We start from the raw sequence: 17,879 nt of genomic DNA, 5'->3' as shown, positions 1-17,879 counted from the left end.
CCCTTCAACTGGAATAAACAAAATAACGAACACATATGTTTAAGCAGTGGTCAATTGTTGAAAGGGATGAAGAGTATGTCACAGCTCAACTTTGAAGACAATTTGTTAACAAAAGTAGCTTGGTACTATTATAAAGATCAATTAACCCAGCAAGAAATTGCTTCACTTCTTCACATTTCAAGAAATAAAGTCGTTCGGTTGTTAGATAAAGCGCGGACGGAAGGTGTCGTCACATTTCACGTAAAAGGTACTGGTTTGCACTGTTTAAGCATCGAGCGTGACCTTATGAAAAAATTCCATCTCAAAGATGCTTTCGTTATTCCAACGCCAACAGAAGATTATGCATGTTCACTCGGAAAAGCTGCCGCACAATATTTAGAAACTCATCTGCAACAAGGAGATTTACTTGGGATTGGCTGGGGAGAGACGATAAGTAAAATGCTAGAAAACATTCATTTTGATAGCTCTATGAATCTTTCAATCGTTACTCTTACAGGAGGCGTAAACCACTATGTTCCAAGAAACCAAAGCTATTTAAACTACATGCAAGGCGATCTTCATATTATTCCTACCCCTTTTCTAACATCGACAAACGAAATGACGCAAATTATTCTATCTGAACCGAGCGTGAAAGATATGCTTCACGTCGCTTCACTCGCTCATACAGCAGTAGTTGGCATTGGCGGTTTATCTCAAGACGCCACAATTGTGAAAGAAGAAAAATTAACACTACGTGAAATGACTTATATACGTAGTCAAAACGGGGCAGGAGATATTTTAGGACAATTTTATAATACTGATGGAAAACAATTAGAACTTCTCCATCATAACCGTCTTATCGGCACACCACTCTCTGTTCTTCAAAATATGAAACATGTCGTCGGTGTAGCTGGCGGCACGGAAAAGATCGATGCAATTTACGGCGCCTTAAAAGGGAAATTCATTCATACATTAATTACCGATGAAGAAACTGCCCTCTCCTTAATAAGAAAGGAAGGTGACTCTTAATGTCTACTCTTTTAGCTTACGACGCTGGTACAGGGAGCATTCGAGCAGTTCTTTTTGATTTAAACGGTAATCAACTTGCTGTTAGTCAAAAAGAATGGATTCATAAATCAGATAGTCGTTACCCTGGTTCTATGAATTTTGATGTAATGGAAAACTGGCCGCTCGTTCAAAAATGTACGAAAGAAGTACTTCAAAAAAGTAATACGCCCCCCTCTTCTATTAAAGGTATTAGTGCAACGAGTATGCGCGAGGGCTTTGTTTTATACGATAAAAACGGGCAAGAAATATGGGCTTGTGCAAATGTTGATGGCCGCGCATCAGCGGAAGTTAGTGAGCTAAAACAAATTCGTTCCGAAATTGAAGAAGATTTATATAGAAAATCAGGTCAAACTTTTTCGTTAGGTGCTTTACCTCGCTTACTTTGGATTAAAAAACATGAACCAGACGTATACAGAAACATTCATTCTTTCACAATGTTAAACGATTGGATTTTATATAAATTGTGCGGCGTACTGCAAATTGATTCTTCAAATGGATGTACGTCCGGTATATTCGATTTACAAAATAGAGCTTGGGATAACTGTGTTGCTAAGCAATGCGGTCTTACTCTAACCTTTTCTCCAAAAGTAAATGAAGCTGGTACAGTTATCGGGAATATCACAAAACAAAGTGCTGAATTAACAGGATTACACGAAGGAACACCGATCGTTGCTGGCGGCGGAGATGCACAAATGGCATCGCTTGGAACTGGAGTTGTAAAGCCTGAACAAACATTTATATGCGGGGGCAGTTTTTGGCAACAAGAAGTAAATATAACAAAACCAGAAACTGATCCAAATGCGGCGATTCGTGTAAATTGTCACGTCATTCCTAACCTATGGCAATACGAAACAATCGCTTTCTTCCCTGGCCTTGTTATGAGATGGTTTCGAGATGCTTTTTGCCAAGAAGAAAAAAGGCTTGCTGAAAAATTTGGCGTAGATGCTTATGAATTACTAGAAGAACAAGCAAAAGATGTTCCTATAGGCTCTCACGGTATAATCCCTATTTTTTCAAATGTAATGAACTATATTTCTTGGCGACATGCTGCACCATCCTTTTTAAATTTAAGTTTAGATGCTGAAAAATGCGGTAAAAAAGAAATGTTCCGCGCAATAGAAGAAAATGCCGCCTTCGTTACATTCGGCAACTTGAAATTAATAGAGGCTCTCACAGGGAAATTCCCTTCTGAAGTGATTTTTGCTGGCGGCGCTGCTAAAGGAAAACTTTGGCCACAAATACTAGCAGATGTCCTAGGAATCCCTGTTAAAGTACCCGTTGTAAAAGAAGCCGCTGCTTTAGGTACGGCAATTGCCGCTGGAGTTGGCGCTGGCATTTTTGAATCGATGGAAGAAACTGCCGAACAATTTGTACAGTGGGAAAACACATTTAAGCCAAACGCTGAAAATCATGAGCTTTATAAAGGGTTCTATGAAACATGGAAAACAGTGTATGCTAGCCAACTTTCTTTAGCTGATAAAGGCCTCACATCACATATGTGGATTGCCCCAGGTGCGCTGTAACACATTTTACATAAAGGAGTGATTTCTATGCTTAAAGTGAATGAGGACGATTTCACCTATCGCTTCGGTGATAACGGGCCGAAATATTTAATACAAGGTCCAAATATCGATCTTGGCCTAGTCGTTATTCAGCCTGGGCAAGAGTTTCAAAATCACTATCATACAACGTGCGAAGAAGTCTTCTATGCGTTAGAAGGTGAAATAGATTTCTATATAAATAACGAAAGAGTTCCAATCAAACAAGGTGATGTCTTGCAAGTTCGACCTCATGAATCTCACTATCTTATTAACCATTCTGACAAACCTTTTAAAGCTGTTTTTATAAAGTCACCACATTTACCAAATAAAGATACTGTACAAACTGAAAATCCAAAATTAACGAAGGAGTGATTCCTAATGACTTGGGGATTTAAAAATCGATTAAACACAATTTTACCTGACGGCAGAGCGGTTATGTTAGCGATAGATCACGGCTATTTTTTAGGACCAATTCACGGACTTGAACAACCGCTAGAAACAGTTAAAAACTTGCTGCCATATACAGACTCCCTCTTTTTAACACGAGGTGTACTCAGCTCCTGTATTCCTGAAAACTGCAGCACACCGATGGTTATGCGTGTATCAGGCGGTGCAACTGTAGTCGGCAAAGATTTAGCGAATGAAACAATTGTTACACCTGTGAAAGAAGCAGTAAAACAAAACGCAATTGGCGTCGGCGTTTCTGTCTTTGTTGGATCAGACTATGAAACACAAACTGTTTCAAATCTCGCAAATGTAGTCTCTGAAGCTCACGATTACGGCCTACCAGTACTCGGTATTACCGCCGTTGCGAAAGAGCTACAAAAACGTGAAGCTCGCTTTCTAGCACTCGCCTCCCGCGTGTGTGTTGAAATGGGAGCTGACATTATTAAAACGTATTACTGCGAAGGATTCGAAAAAATCACAAGTACCTGCCCTGCTCCAGTCGTAATCGCGGGCGGCCCAAAACTAGATTCAATCGAAGACGCATTAAACATTACGTACAATGCGCTGCAAGAAGGCGCAATCGGAGTAGACATGGGCCGAAACATATGGCAATCCGAACATCCAGCTGCGATGATTCAAGCAATTCATGGCATTGTGAAAAATAGATTGAATGTGAAAGAGGCGCTGGAACTATATAATGATGTGAAAAATTAAGGGGAAAATGACAGACTATTTATTATAACCGGTTCGGTTAAGAGGTGTAAAACTTGTTTTGACACTCAAGGATGGCAAGTGCCATCCTTTTTGACATACATTGAACTTTTACTGTTTTCAAGTTTCCTTCTTCGACTAACGAGCCAAAAATTTTAATCAACCTTTAACTTTATAGCTTTTGTAGCAATAAAAGTTTTAATATGCTTATCTAATATCCTTGTTCCACCAAAATCATCCTCATAAAAACCCATTATAACAAAACCAGCTTCAATTTGACCTTGGATTTGATCTTCTAGAGTATGTGCGTATTCTATTGTTTGATTTAAATTAATGTAATCTTGAACTTCATCCTCTGGTAAATAATCCAATGTCGATGAAGGTATTGAATGTTTAACATCCAAAATACCTTTTTGTTCTTGGTTGTCATCAAAAATCCATAGTAAAGGATTTGTAAATCCAGAAATAAGAATACCTTTATTCTTTAAAACCCTTGAAATCTCATTCCATACAAGATAAACATCTTTTACAAACAAATTAGAAACAGGATTTATGACAATATCAAAATATTCATCTTCAAAATCACTAAGGTCTGACATATCTCCTTGTACTGTTTTTAAAGTTAATCCATCCCGTTCCGCTACCTTTTCATCTTGTTCCAATTGCTTCTTAGATATATCAGTAACTGTTACATCTGCTCCAGCAGCAGCCAGTACTGGTGCTTGTTGCCCTCCACCTGATGCTAAACAAAGTATCTTTAATCCCTCTAATGACTTTGGAAACCAATCTCTAGGAACTGATTTTTCTGTGGTGACTGTGATTTCCCATTCACCTGATTTACTTTTTTCAATAACCTCACTACTTACAGGTTGAGTGTATCTAGAACCTTCTTCAACCTTCTTATCCCATGCATTACTATTTTGTTGTGTAGTATCCACTATAATGATTCCTCCTAACTATCTAGTTGCATTTTAATTGTGACATTATTAACTATTTACACCCTTTTTCTATTAACCTGCCGATAGTTAATAAATGGTTTTCTATATTTATTTTAACACATAAACATCCCATTTTTCGCAATATTTCGATTAATTGATTACATTGCGAAAAATGGGAATTGTTTCAGTTATAATAAAATATGAAAACAAAAATGAAGGAACTGTCTCATAAGTCGAATTTCTGACTAAAAGACGCTTCTTTTTCACTTTAGTGTTCCATTAAAAAAGAGGATTAAAATGGTATCAAGCCCCTTTCCAAACTGGATAAGGGGCTACATATACACCTTCAAACAATTACTCTTGATGAGTGTCATTGGATTTTGAAAATTTCTTACCATCTCTATAATCAATACAAGACACTTCGATTAATAAGCCGTTAAATACTGTAAAATAAAAACCATAACTACTACCTCTCATCGTATAAGGTTCCTTGCCTATTTCAATGCCACCAGCTACTAAACGATTATATGATTGATCAACTTCACTTGAAGTTTCCACTAAAAAACCAATATGAAAAGCTTCAGGATACATAACTTCCTTATTCCCCTTAAATGCTTTTGGATCACTTAGCACAAGTATAAATCCACTCTCATCACTCATTACTACAAGTGCCTTTCCCTTTTGCTCCAAAAATTGAAAATCAAAAAATGTTTCAAAGAAATGTCTAGCTTCTGATAAATCATCAACACATAGATTTAAATGATTCAACTTCATTCACTCATCTCCTTTTAAGCAGAGGGTATATATACTCATATTAATAACACTTACATATGTAAGGAAAGATATTCAAGTGTTCCGTATAAGACTATTTTTTAATAGTCTTATGCTTTTTCCTATAGCTTAGAACGTTTTTCGAAATGAATGCAATCATATGAACAATTCGATATGGAGTATCGATTTACCTATATAAATTGACAAGTGTTATAGCCATATTATTTATTCTCCAAATTAAGTAAAACCCACTCAATCAAGAAAATTGCTGAAGAGATGCGCTCTGTCGTATCACCTAAAAACAATTTATATATAAAACCTGCAAAATTCGTTGGTACTTTAGATAATGTTTCAATATATTTCAAAACAGATCCAGCTGGCGGTACTGGCTTGTTATTAATAGCCCATATTCCCTCTAACAATGTCCAAGTTGATGTTTGAACTATATATGATGCTTTTAACTCATCTTTTGCTTTCAGAGCAGTCTTAATTTTAATTAGCGAACTATGTAACCAATGAGAAATGCCTTTTACTTTATCACTAGAAACACGGTAGTTTTCAAATTCATGTTTAGCTATTTCCTTTAACTTTTTCAACTCACCGCTTTTATCAAATAAAAATTTCCCTTCTAAAAATGAGTATAGTTCCATCGGATTGTTTTTAAAGTTTACTTGTATTAGATTAAAATCAGCATACTTATATTCAATTAAAATATCTTCTCTCATTTCTGCATGAAAATCCTTCTTTTGTCCCTTCTCTAAAAGAACATATAAGTCTAAATCGGATTCCGGGTATGCGTCACCTCTTGCGATAGATCCGATGAGCATTAATCCATTTACCTTATACATAGATACACTTTCACTTAATATTGTTTGTACCAATTTTTTATGTTTTTCATATGCAATGAATGAAAGGTTCTCTGTCATTTACATCCCCCCAGTACTAAAAAAGAGGATACATGTTAGTTTCTACAACATGTATCCTCTGCTTATATTATTACGACTTCTGATAAGCCGATTTCGATGATTTCACATAATAAACCCCATGTTCAACGTTAATGATATGATCTGGTTTTGGTTTACCGCGGCCCGCTCTATGTCCAGCTAAATGCTCTTCACTTGTTTCCCAGTTTTTCCATGCTTCTTCAGATTCCCAGCGAATCATAACTACAACTTCTTCATCTCCGCGTCTCACTTTTTTCACGAGAACACTTAAGTCGATGAAGCCTTCAAATTTTTCAATAATGCCTTCTCCTGTAAAACGCTCTACAACTATATTAGATGTACCTTCTTTTACTGTAAATGTTTTAGTTTCGATAAACATTTAATCCCACTCCCTTTTTATAATACGAATACTAGTATTCTTCCATTATAATTGATTATGATAATTATTTTCAATTGTAAAGTTTTAAATTTTTAGAATTATGCTGACTTCTCCTCAATCGCCTCATCTAAAAATTTGAAATACGGAAGCAATATTCCTATTAAAGAAGTGACACATATAATCGAACCAATGATAAAGTATAGTGCTCTCACTCCCCACATTTCACTCAGTATTCCCCCTAATAACACACCTAATGGCATAGCGGATCGTATGAAGAATAGTCGTACTGAAAATACTTTCCCTATCATATTGTTCGGGACTGTTTGTTGGCATATCGTCGTATTATGAACATTGAAAAATGAAATACAAATACCTGCAATTACTTCAATAATTACCGCAATTATAATACTGTGATTGAACCCTAGAGAAATGTATGTAAGGCCACCTATAAACAATCCTCCAAGCATAAGTATTCGCCGGCTTTTATATGTTACTTTTCCGACTAATATTGATCCAACTACATAGCCAAGTGGGAAACCGGCCATAAAATAACCGTATTCAGCATACCCTGCCGATAGTTCATCTTTAATGTAAGGAAGATTCGTAACCATCGTTACTCCTACTCCAAATTGAACGAATGTTAGAAAGATACCAAGCCAAACGATAACTGGTCTTGTGAAAAAATATGTAAATCCATGAAGAAATTGCTCTAGCCACGTTTTTCTAAGTTCTTGCTTTATCCTCTTTTCTCTAATGAAAAGCAACAACCCTCCACTAATGAATAGACAAATACACACAAAAAATAGTGTTAACTCCATTCCAATAAAATGAATAACGATACCACCTAATACTGGCGCTAGAAACATCATAAGGCGAGTCATCCCATCAATATACGCATTTGCGTCTTGAAGCTGTTCTTTACTTACAATGCTTGGTGTAATCGCTTGACTGGCAGGTGTATAAAGCGGCGTAATGAGCCCTACTATAATTTGAACAACATAAATGTGCCACACTTCTACACTGTTAGTAACAAGCATTACTAAAGGCAGTAAGAAAACAGAGGCCCGCATCCATTGCGAAAAAATCATAATCCACTTTCTGCTCCATTTATCAATATATGGCCCGCTTATAAGTTGTAGTATGAGCGACGGGATAAAATATAGTAACCACATGCTACTTAATGCGGTTTTTGATCCTGTTAATTCATACACGAGAATTGAATTACATAACGTCCCGAAAGCCCCGCCTAATTCTGAAATTGCACTACCTATCCACATAAAAAGGAATGAACGGTTTTTCAATACACTCTTCACTATAGCTCACCAACTTTTCTATTAAATTCCTCCCTTTATGTACATTCTCGTTGTATATTATCTATTCAAAAATGCATCTAATTCTTTCGCTAAAGACTGCACTGCTTTCTTTCTCAATACATATTTTCCGTCTTGAATATCAACTAACTTTGCTGAACGTAAAAGTTTCAAATGATGATGTACTGTCGATTTTCCTAGTTGTAATCTTTCCGTTATATCTTGCAGCGTACGCTCTTGTTCAAATAGTAGTTTTACAATACGGAGTCTTGCCTCATCCCCGAGCGCCTTATATTTATGAACTAAAAAATAACTCGGTTCATACGGATCTTCTGGATGTATACTTTCATTTGCGACCGGATAATGAAACACTTTCGTATCTTCAATATCAGCTTCTATGTTCCACGGTCTGTACGTAATTTGCGGGATAAGAAGTACGTGATGAACACTTGGCTCTGGCATATATGTAACGCCACCTGTAGCCCACTCGACAAACTCTTCCGGTTTCATCTTTTTATTCATTTCATTTTTCGCTTCATAATCTCGCTGTAGTATAGAAACAATTTCTTCTGCCTCTTTTTTAACAACACTGTCATACCAACCTGTCATAACGGCGATTAAATGCGTTTTTAGTTCGCGCACATCGGCATGACATACAAACTCTATATACGTAGAGAAAAACTGATGATCATGTGTCAGTTCCTTTAGTTCATGTATTACAGATACTTCTCCGCTTGCGGCTAAACGTCTTTTCGCTTGATACGCTTCTCCTAAAAACGGTAAACATATATACTTTAAATCTTCTTCTGAAAGTGAATCGATATTTGCAATAAACTGTGATAGATCCTGAAAATCTCCCTCATACAATAACTGAAGCAATGCTTTCCATGTATTATTTTCTTCTACAAACTGTAAATGCTCTCTCATCTCTACCGATAATGATTGTCTAATTTCTTCCCATTCGCTTTGAGATTTTTCAAGCGTGTCGATTAACCTTTTATGAGTAACTGCCGCAATGCCAAGTGCACATTCGAAAAGTATCGAATATTTCATTTGAACGTTGTACGTTTCCCTCTTTCTACTCGTTACGTGAAAGACTTCCATTTAATCCCCTCCTTATTTGCTATGTATTAAATTCTATATTTATCGAATTATACCTTCTAATTTTTTAGAATTTTAAAACCTTCTAAAACTTTATATTGCTACAAATTTTTAAATTTAAGCTGCAATTGATTTTCTTGTTCAACTATGAGGCAGGTTTATTAAAGAGAAAGGAGAATTTATTGCAGTAAGAAAAATGATTTAGAAAGCATACGTTTGTTTCTGCAATTACTACAACGGCGCCATATTGTTCTTTTAGAACCTTCCAAACATCAATCAGATGATAAGTAAGTACGTTTCTACCTAATTTATCTAACACTTATTGTTGGTCTATCTCATAGTTAAGGGGGCTATACGAATGAGTAAAAAAGAAATATTACAAAATGGGGTCAAGCAAGTTTTTTACGAAGAAGAATGGTACCCACCGATATCAGAAGCGTTAAAGAATCTTACCGCTGCACAAGCATGTTGGCAACCAGAAGGAACGGCCAGTAATACGATTTGGGAAAATGCAAACCATTTACTAACCTTTAAAGAGCGTTTACTTTCCCGCTTACATCAGGATGACACATTTGTTGCTCCACAAAATAATGATGACACGTTTGTCCAAGGTGGACCTAATGATGATGAAGCGTGGCAACAAACAGTGAAGCGAACGCTTCAAGTACATGATGCCTTACAATCTTCATTAACATCCCTTCAAGAAGCAGAACTGGATCAACCAAGTCCTTCTCTACCAGTTTGGCAACAATATCTGAATATCCTATTGCACGATGCTTATCATACAGGTCAAATTATACAACTTCGTAAACTCCAAGGTTCATGGCCATCTCATCGTTCATATTTATAAGCAATGATTAAAGATGATAGACAAGCATATGATTCTACATTTAGCAGAATAAGTACAAAAAAAGCAAATGAGATTCTAACTCTCATTTGCCTTTTTGCATGCTGGAGAAACGTCCTGCAATGAATTATTAAGCTTAATTAAAATTCAACAAAGAATGTTCAATGGATAAAGTAAAACTTTAATTAGGCATTTACGGGCCATTATCTCCCGCCTAACTTCCTTGCATTCACCGCTTATTAATTCATTTGTGCATCGTTCAATAGCCCAATTATTTCACTCAACATTTCTTCTGTAAAAGCACCTGCGCTAAAGTTCACTAATGCTCGTAATGGCATATCATCCATCATTTCAGAGGCATCACTATCCCATCTAGCAGAAATAGTCACATTAAACCCTAGTTAGTTATTTATCTTCCCTTTTCAAAAAAGTTAATGACTTATACGAGACATTCTATATCCGAAATTTCTACATTATTAAATTTTCACGACCAAAGTCATTTTACAAAGATCTTTAAAAAACATACTGGTATTTCACCTAAACAATTTAAAAATGGATGCAGTTGTTAGTTGTCCTTCGTTCCGCCAATAGATTTATTTTGTTGCTTTACCTTATTAATAAATATCCTTTATAAAGCGAAAAAACATTAATTTTTAGTACATTAATTGAAATAGATTAATCCCAAACATAATTTACATTCTTCATAACTTCTGATCATAATCCAAATTTGGAAGAATAGGGGCTTTTTTATATACAAATAATAAGCCTCAAGGAGTTGTTGACATGCATTTCATATTAAATATGTTAGGGATTTTCGTTGTAATATTAATCGTTTTCCTATGTTCGCCTAATAAAAGAAAAATAAAATGGAGACCAATCGTTATTCTAATAATATTGGAGCTTTTTATTACGTGGTTTATGTTAGGAACCAAATTGGGCAGTATTATCATTAATAAAATTGCATCATTTTTCAGTTGGTTACTATCGTGCGCTAATGAAGGTATTCGATTTGCATTTCCTTCAGCTATGGAAAATCAAACCGTTGATTTCTTCTTTAGCGCATTACTACCCATCATTTTTGTTATCACTTTTTTTGATATTCTTTCGTATTTTGGAATCTTAACTTGGATTATCGATAAAGTTGGTGCAATCATTTCAAAGATTTCTCGTTTACCAAAGTTAGAAAGCTTCTTTTCCATTCAAATGATGTTTTTAGGAAATACGGAAGCACTTGCAGTTGTTCGTGATCAATTATCTGTGTTAAAAGAAAATCGTTTGTTGACTTTTGGAATTATGAGTATGAGTAGCGTCAGCGGATCCATTCTTGGTGCTTATCTATCAATGGTTCCCGCAACATATATTTTCAGCGCCATACCTTTAAACTGTATTAACGCATTAATCTTGGCTAATGTTTTAAATCCTGTAGAAGTTACTAAAGAAGATGATGTTATTTATTCACCTTCAAAAAATGAAAAAAAAGATTTCTTTTCTACTATTTCAAACAGTATGTTAGTCGGGATGAACATGGTTATCGTTATTTTAGCGATGGTAATTGGTTATGTAGCATTAACAGCATGTTTAAATGGTATTTTGAGCTTTTTTGTAGCAGGTTTAACAATTCAAAAAATCTTCTCGATTATCTTTAGTCCCTTCGCTTTTTTACTTGGTTTATCAGGCAGTGATGCTATGTATGTAGCTGAATTAATGGGGATCAAAATCACAACGAATGAATTTGTTGCCATGATGGATTTAAAATCAAACTTAAAGTCTTTACAACCGCATACGATTGCTGTTGCAACTACATTTCTAGCTTCTTTTGCTAACTTTAGTACAGTAGGTATGATCTACGGAACTTACAATTCATTATTTGGCGGAGAAAAATCATCGATAATCGGTAAAAATGTTTGGAAGCTTCTTGTTAGCGGAATGGCTGTTTCCTTGTTAAGCGCTATGCTCGTGGGGCTTTTTGTGTGGTAAATAAATACTTATAATAACAAAAGACACCTAAATGAAATTGGGTGTCTTTTGTTATTATTTCACTTGTTCTTTTATAATTTTCATCCCCGAATCTGTCCATTTCCACGAATCACATATTTTGTGGAAGTCAATGCAGGTAGCCCCATTGGTCCCCTTACGTGTAGCTTTTGTGTACTGATGCCAATTTCTGCACCGAATCCGAATTCAGATCCATCTGTAAAACGAGTCGATGCGTTATGGTAGAGTGCTGCGGCATCAACAGATGTGAAAAACTTACTGACGTTTTCCTCGTTCTCTGTAATAATCGCTTCGGAATGCATGGATCCATACGTATTTATGTGATGAATCGCTTCTTCCGCTGAGGAAACCACTTTAACCGCCAGTGTAAGAGATAAAAACTCTGTTTCCCAGTCTTCTTCTGAAGCTAATGCAATAGAAGAATCAATTGCCAATGCTTTATTATCACCACGTAGCTCCACGCCTCTTTCCTTCAAGGAAGAAAATAGCTCGCTACCAAATTGCTGCGCCCAATTCTCATGAAGTATAATCGTTTCAATTGCATTACATACAGATGGACGCTGCGTTTTTGCGTTTATAATAATATTAAATGCCATTTGTTTATCCGCTGTTTCATCAATGAAAATATGACAATTTCCCGCACCTGTTTCAAGTACTGGAACAGATGCTTCTCTCACTACAGTATCTATTAACTGCTTGCCGCCTCTTGGGATAAGAACATCCAAGTACTCATTCAATGTAAACAACTGCTTTGCACTATCACGTGTTGTATCTTCTATGAGCTGTACACTTTCTGAAGGCAAGCTTGTTTGTTTGAGCGCCCGGTGAATAACGCTAACGATGGCTTTGTTAGAATAAATAGCAGAAGAACTACCACGTAGTATTACTGCGTTTCCTGTTTTTAAGCAAATTGTAGCAGCATCCACTGTCACATTCGGCCTTGCCTCGTAAATCATTCCGACAACACCAAGTGGTACGCGCATCTCCTGAATAGATAATCCATTTGGTCTTTCCCATGCACTTACACATTCTCCAACAGGATCACGTAAATCAATTAGCTGCTTAATTCCTTCAGTCATATCAATGATACGCTGTTCATTCAGCATAAGGCGATCAAGAAGTGACTCAGAAAATCCTTTTGCCTTACCTTCTTCAATGTCCTGTTTGTTTTCCTCTAAAATATAAGCTGTTTCTACTATCAGCTGATCAGCAATCGCAGCAAGTGCTTCATTTTTTTGATTTGTAGATTTAAGCACAAGTTCTCTAGCAACCTCTTTCGCCTTTTTCCCCTTTGCCAACACTTCATTCATTTTTATTTCCTCCTTTTTAAGGTTAATCAGTTTTTATTTGAGAACCATTTAACACCAGTATCTAAATCTTTCCTGCCCATTAAAATTTGAGTGCTCTCTTTTCTTAAAATGAAACCCAGTGATCTCTATGGATGACTTCATAATTATGTCTTTCGCCTCTTGCTTGAATATCTTGGCTTTGCATACCTTTTAAATTCCTTAGTTCCTCTGCGCTATATGTGCATTGTCCTTTTCCTATTACGCGCCCTTGTTGCGTGATTACCTCCACAACTTCACCCACTTGGAAAAATCCTGATACATTAGTAACACCAGCAGGAAGTAAACTCTTTCCATGTTGAATGATGGCAGTGGCTGCCCCCGCATCTACTTCAATTTGTCCGCTAACAAGCGAATGCAAGGCGATCCATTGCTTGTTCATCTTAATCAATTTTTGAGGAGCATTCCCGATATATGTTCCATCACCTTTGCCCTTCATAACATCTAAAAACTTCTCCTGTCCACATCCCGTTCCGATAAATACACTCACTCCAAGAGATAGTGCCGTCTTTGCAGCATCGATTTTTGATTTCATACCGCCAGTCCCAAGTTTTGAGCCGGCATCTCCTGCAAAAGAAGCAATTTCTTCCGTTACCTCAGGAAGGAAATGATATTTTTTTGCATCCGCATTTTTTTGAGGATTTTGGTCATATAAACCGTTCACATCGGTAAAAATCATGAGCATATCTGCCGAAACCAGTCCGCTTACTAAAGCTGACAGCATATCATTATCACCGAACGTCAGCTCTTCTAAAGAAATGGAATCATTTTCATTGATTATAGGAAGAGCGGAACGGTTTAGTAGCTCTCCTAAAGTAGCGTAAGCGTTACTGTATTGTTCTTTTCTAGAAAAATCACTTCTCGTTAGTAAAAGTTGTGCAGTAACGATACCATATTTACGGAATTCTTCCGTGTATGCCTGCATTAATAAACTTTGCCCGACAGCGGCAGCAGCCTGTTTCCCTTTAATTGTCACAGGTCTGCTAGGATACCCTAGAGCAGAAAAACCTGCAGCGACGGCCCCGGATGTAATCAACAAAACTTCATGCCCTTCCTCTTTCAATCGTGCCAATGCGGCAACGTGATCTGAAAGTTGTTCTTTACAGATGCCTCCATGACTCGCTGCCAAGGAACTACTCCCAATCTTTACAACAATTCGTTGTTTTTTCACTTTTTTATCCCCCAAGTCTAAAATCAAAGTTTTTATAAATTACACTTTTATTTATACAGTTTGCAGCTATGTCTATCCTCATCAATGCTGCACCTATAGTACTAAAGGGCAAAATAAAAATGACCGCTTCGCCCTTAATAAAATAAAAAGGACGAAACGGTCATTGTTCCGCGGTACCACCTTAATTGATATACATAGATATCCACTTGGCGCCTATAACGCAGGCGAACGCCTAAACTTTCATTTAAGACTCAGGGATAGGTTCGATACATTCTATACGAGGAATCTTTCAGCCGGTGAATTCCACTCTCTTTCGTAAGAAGACATATGTACTAATTCCCTTCAACGATTTTCAATTTAATTTTTTTATATTATGCTATATAGTTCGTTTTTGTGTCAAGAGGTATTTTGCAAAATGAATATGGTGACAAATTTCTTGTATGAGATTATGGACATACTGGATGATAGTGAAAATTGATATAACTATACTCATATTCATAAACATAAAATCTTGAAAAAAATCTCTCCTGTCATTCATGCGATTGATAACATATATTGTTCTCCATACCAAGGTATATAAAGTGAAGGCGTTTACGGGCAGTTTATCTCCCACCTAACTTCTTTGCTCCACCTGAATTTTGAGGTGGGAGTTTTACTGCCCACAAATAGCGGGATAATATACAATCTTTAAATATAATGCGTATACTTACATAATGTCGAATATAATTTATTTTTATATTTTGTATTGCAAAAAGGCACACACTCTCTTAAAATGTTTCTTTATATTGCATGGAGATATCATTATTATTTTAGAATAACAATATCAGACCGATATAATTTATTATAAAAGGAGCCAGATTGAGTTATTATGGACAAACAAATTGGATTCATCGGATGCGGAAATATGGGGATGGCTATGATTGGCGGGATGATAAACAAAAATATAGTGCCTTCAAATAAAATCATTTGTTCAGATTTAAACACTACGAATTTAAAAAATGCTAGTGAAAAATATGGACTAACTACAACAACTGACAACAATGAAGTAGCTAAAAATGCTGATATTTTAATTTTATCAATTAAACCAGACCTATACGCATCAATAATTAACGAAATAAAAGAAGTGATAAAAAACGATGTTATCGTCGTAACGATCGCTGCAGGAAAAAGCATCAAAAGTACTGAGGATGCTTTTCATAAAAAGTTAAAGGTTGTAAGAGTAATGCCTAATACACCTGCTCTTGTTGGAGAAGGAATGTCTGCGTTATGTCCTAATGAAATGGTGACAGAAAAAGATTTAGAAGATGTACTAATCATTTTCAATAGTTTTGGTCAAACAGAGATCGTAAGTGAAAAATTAATGGATGTTGTAACATCTGTAAGTGGTTCTTCGCCAGCATATGTATATATGATTATAGAAGCGATGGCAGATGCAGCTGTATTAGATGGTATGCCAAGAAATCAAGCATATAAATTCGCAGCTCAAGCTGTGTTAGGCTCTGCAAAAATGGTACTAGAAACAGGAATACATCCAGGTGCATTGAAAGATATGGTTTGTTCTCCAGGCGGAACGACAATAGAAGCTGTAGCAACATTAGAGGAAAAAGGCTTACGAACAGCCATCATTTCAGCTATGCAGCGTTGTACACAAAAGTCTGTTGAACTATCTAGGCAAACTAAAGAGTAAAAACTGTAAAAGAGATCACTTTAGCTGAATACACATATCTTTAAATAGTTTTAGACTATATGCATATTCCATTTACATACTCCTCCTTTTTCACCCGTAACTGAACGGACAAATTCAAGGATAATTGAGTTTGTCCGTTTTGTATTTTGTTATTCTAAAATAATTCACCTATTCTTATTATCATTTATTTCATAGCGTAATACCCTTTTATTTATTAAGGTAACATCATTTTCATATGTATTTGCTGCAGATTGTATTAAGTTTTAAATCATACGTTTCTTGTAAGACATGATGCACAGCAGATGAAATATACTCAGAGACTAAGCATAATATCTATTGAAAAAAGTAATATCAATCGCCCAAAATAGTTAACATAATAATTTTATCGTCTTCTTATATTAATACCTACTATTTCCTAATCCTCCGCAATTACAATTTAAATCATTTAAGTTTTCACCATATCGTGCATCTACTAGTTAAACAAAAACTCCCCTTAAATCGAAAATGATTAAGGGGAGTCAGTCATATTTGATGAAGTTATAGTTCTGATTTTACTGGAATAGAAACATTGTTTTTCACTAAATTTTTAACATCTTTAAAGCTAACAAAATTGTTACTTTGCTCATCCCAAAGACGGAAACGGAGTGACCGCAAACTTGTAGCAAGAGTAATCGTTGGTACATTTTTTAAAGGAAGCGCATTATTGTGTGCCTCTTCTAGTTTATAGTTAGGTACTCTTGGACTTAAATGGTGAACATGATGATACCCAATATTACCAGTTAGAAATTGCAGGATTTTGGGAAGTTTATAAAAAGAACTTCCTTCCACTGCCGCTTTCACATATTCCCACTCTTTATCTTCTTCAAAATAAGAATCCTCGAATGTGTGCTGTACGTAAAACAGCCAAATACCTATTGAACCTGCTATTAAGAATATGGAACCATGTACTAAAAGAAACGATTTCCATCCGATTGCCCAGCAAAGTAACCCTACTAAAGCAACAATTAAAACATTCGTTAAATAGGTATTCATGCGTTCCTTCTTTCTAGCACCTTTTCTGTTAAATCTATTTTTAAGTAGGAAAACATAAATCGGACCTAAACCAAACATAACCAATGGATTGCGATATAAACGATATGCTAAACGGAGTCTAAATGGCGCTGCTAAATATTCATTCACTGTAAGGGTCCAAATATCTCCTGTACCTCGCTTATCCAAATTACCACTTGTAGCGTGATGAACGGAATGCTCATGCCCCCATTGATCAAACGGGAATAAAGTTAAAACACCCATACATGTCCCTACTATTCTATTTACACGACGGCTTTTAAAGAAAGAATGATGGGTACAATCATGAAAAATAATGAAAACCCGTGTCATAAATCCAGCGGCTAACAGAGATGGAACTAATGCTAACCAATAAGAAACGGACAAACTTTTATAAGCAAGGTACCATAAGATAATAAATGGCACTACCGTATTGATGATTTGCCAAACACTTTTTTTTGCCGTTGATTTTTCAAAAGGAGCAACTTGTTTTTTTAAATTTTTAGTATTTTGTAAGGTCATTTTTTCTAATTCCTTTCCTTTATGTTGCTAATTCGTATTATAACACATTATTAGTAGTAGGTGTTATACGTAGGT

17 protein-coding genes, 1 pseudogene and 1 other annotated feature are annotated in these 17,879 nt (G+C 35.9%); of the genes and pseudogenes, 8 read left to right on the top strand and 10 right to left on the bottom strand.

Features of this window, described 5'->3' with window-relative positions:
* The first annotated feature begins 75 nt into the window (after positions 1-75).
* Genes QCI75_RS12315 through lsrF form a run of 4 tightly spaced genes read left to right on the top strand, consistent with a single transcriptional unit; the run spans position 76 to position 3,749 of the window.
* Positions 76-1,008: a sugar-binding transcriptional regulator gene (locus tag QCI75_RS12315; RefSeq protein ID WP_353760566.1), complete on the top strand. Its 933-nt coding sequence runs from the start codon at positions 76-78 to the stop codon at positions 1,006-1,008.
* Entirely contained in the window at positions 1,008-2,570 is a 1,563-nt protein-coding gene (gene lsrK / locus QCI75_RS12310; RefSeq protein ID WP_144506311.1) for an autoinducer-2 kinase, read from the top strand. Before QCI75_RS12315 ends, lsrK begins: the two co-directional genes overlap by 1 nt.
* 27 nt (positions 2,571-2,597) lie before the next feature.
* Positions 2,598-2,960 carry a cupin domain-containing protein gene (locus QCI75_RS12305; RefSeq protein WP_144506312.1) on the top strand — a complete coding sequence of 121 codons (363 nt, stop codon included), beginning with the start codon at positions 2,598-2,600 and terminating at the stop codon, positions 2,958-2,960.
* Between the two features lie 6 nt (positions 2,961-2,966).
* Positions 2,967-3,749 (top strand): 3-hydroxy-5-phosphonooxypentane-2,4-dione thiolase, encoded by a 783-nt coding sequence (gene lsrF, locus QCI75_RS12300; RefSeq protein ID WP_002084866.1) that lies wholly within the window; start codon positions 2,967-2,969, stop codon positions 3,747-3,749.
* Positions 3,750-3,901: 152 nt separating this feature from the next.
* On the opposite strand, the gene QCI75_RS12295 is transcribed toward lsrF, so the two are convergent.
* The 6 genes from QCI75_RS12295 to QCI75_RS12270 form a co-directional block, all read right to left on the bottom strand.
* Positions 3,902-4,684 carry a class I SAM-dependent methyltransferase gene (locus QCI75_RS12295; RefSeq protein ID WP_144506313.1) on the bottom strand — a complete coding sequence of 261 codons (783 nt, stop codon included), beginning with the start codon at positions 4,682-4,684 and terminating at the stop codon, positions 3,902-3,904.
* 354 nt (positions 4,685-5,038) lie between these two features.
* A complete protein-coding gene (locus QCI75_RS12290; protein WP_144506314.1) occupies positions 5,039-5,458 on the bottom strand; it encodes a VOC family protein in 420 nt (139 codons plus the stop codon).
* A gap of 218 nt (positions 5,459-5,676) precedes the next feature.
* Positions 5,677-6,381, bottom strand: coding sequence for a nucleotidyltransferase family protein (locus QCI75_RS12285; RefSeq protein ID WP_144506315.1), 705 nt, complete (start codon positions 6,379-6,381; stop codon positions 5,677-5,679).
* A gap of 70 nt (positions 6,382-6,451) precedes the next feature.
* Positions 6,452-6,778: a heme-degrading monooxygenase HmoA gene (gene hmoA / locus QCI75_RS12280; protein ID WP_070139454.1), complete on the bottom strand. Its 327-nt coding sequence runs from the start codon at positions 6,776-6,778 to the stop codon at positions 6,452-6,454.
* A 98-nt stretch (positions 6,779-6,876) separates the two neighbouring features.
* Positions 6,877-8,091, bottom strand: coding sequence for an MFS transporter (locus QCI75_RS12275; RefSeq protein WP_144506316.1), 1,215 nt, complete (start codon positions 8,089-8,091; stop codon positions 6,877-6,879).
* Positions 8,092-8,148: 57 nt separating this feature from the next.
* On the bottom strand, positions 8,149-9,192 hold the full coding sequence (locus QCI75_RS12270; protein WP_353760565.1) for an ArsR/SmtB family transcription factor: 1,044 nt from the start codon (positions 9,190-9,192) through the stop codon (positions 8,149-8,151).
* Between the two features lie 355 nt (positions 9,193-9,547).
* Between QCI75_RS12270 and QCI75_RS12265 the strand changes: the two genes are divergently transcribed.
* A complete protein-coding gene (locus QCI75_RS12265) occupies positions 9,548-10,039 on the top strand; it encodes a DinB family protein (RefSeq protein WP_144506318.1) in 492 nt (163 codons plus the stop codon).
* Between the two features lie 236 nt (positions 10,040-10,275).
* Here QCI75_RS12265 and QCI75_RS12260 read toward each other — a convergent pair whose 3' ends face one another.
* A complete protein-coding gene (locus tag QCI75_RS12260; protein ID WP_165497923.1) occupies positions 10,276-10,425 on the bottom strand; it encodes a hypothetical protein in 150 nt (49 codons plus the stop codon).
* A 33-nt stretch (positions 10,426-10,458) separates the two neighbouring features.
* On the opposite strand from QCI75_RS12260, the pseudogene QCI75_RS30525 reads away from it, so the two are divergent.
* A pseudogene (locus tag QCI75_RS30525) lies at positions 10,459-10,605 on the top strand (helix-turn-helix domain-containing protein); the annotation flags it as partial.
* 214 nt (positions 10,606-10,819) lie between these two features.
* On the top strand, positions 10,820-12,013 hold the full coding sequence (locus tag QCI75_RS12250; protein ID WP_144506319.1) for a nucleoside transporter C-terminal domain-containing protein: 1,194 nt from the start codon (positions 10,820-10,822) through the stop codon (positions 12,011-12,013).
* 80 nt (positions 12,014-12,093) lie between these two features.
* On the opposite strand, the gene QCI75_RS12245 is transcribed toward QCI75_RS12250, so the two are convergent.
* Positions 12,094-13,341 carry a glutamate-5-semialdehyde dehydrogenase gene (locus tag QCI75_RS12245; RefSeq protein WP_353760564.1) on the bottom strand — a complete coding sequence of 416 codons (1,248 nt, stop codon included), beginning with the start codon at positions 13,339-13,341 and terminating at the stop codon, positions 12,094-12,096.
* A 103-nt stretch (positions 13,342-13,444) separates the two neighbouring features.
* Positions 13,445-14,548 (bottom strand): glutamate 5-kinase, encoded by a 1,104-nt coding sequence (gene proB / locus QCI75_RS12240; RefSeq protein WP_144506338.1) that lies wholly within the window; start codon positions 14,546-14,548, stop codon positions 13,445-13,447.
* 144 nt (positions 14,549-14,692) lie between these two features.
* Positions 14,693-14,903 (bottom strand) — a binding site (T-box leader).
* A 513-nt stretch (positions 14,904-15,416) separates the two neighbouring features.
* Here proB and proC point away from each other — a divergent pair.
* The gene (proC, locus tag QCI75_RS12235) at positions 15,417-16,235 is read left to right on the top strand and encodes a pyrroline-5-carboxylate reductase (protein ID WP_353760563.1); all 819 of its coding nucleotides are present in this window, start codon (positions 15,417-15,419) and stop codon (positions 16,233-16,235) included.
* A gap of 537 nt (positions 16,236-16,772) precedes the next feature.
* On the opposite strand, the gene desA is transcribed toward proC, so the two are convergent.
* Positions 16,773-17,804, bottom strand: a complete 1,032-nt coding sequence (gene desA, locus QCI75_RS12230) for a Delta(5) desaturase DesA (protein ID WP_144506322.1) — start codon at positions 17,802-17,804, stop codon at positions 16,773-16,775.
* Positions 17,805-17,879: the final 75 nt, after the last annotated feature.

The sequence above is a fragment of the Bacillus cereus group sp. RP43 genome (assembly GCF_040459645.1).
Lineage (GTDB): Bacteria > Bacillota > Bacilli > Bacillales > Bacillaceae_G > Bacillus_A > Bacillus_A mycoides_C.
This window is presented reverse-complemented; position numbering and strand designations above follow the sequence as displayed.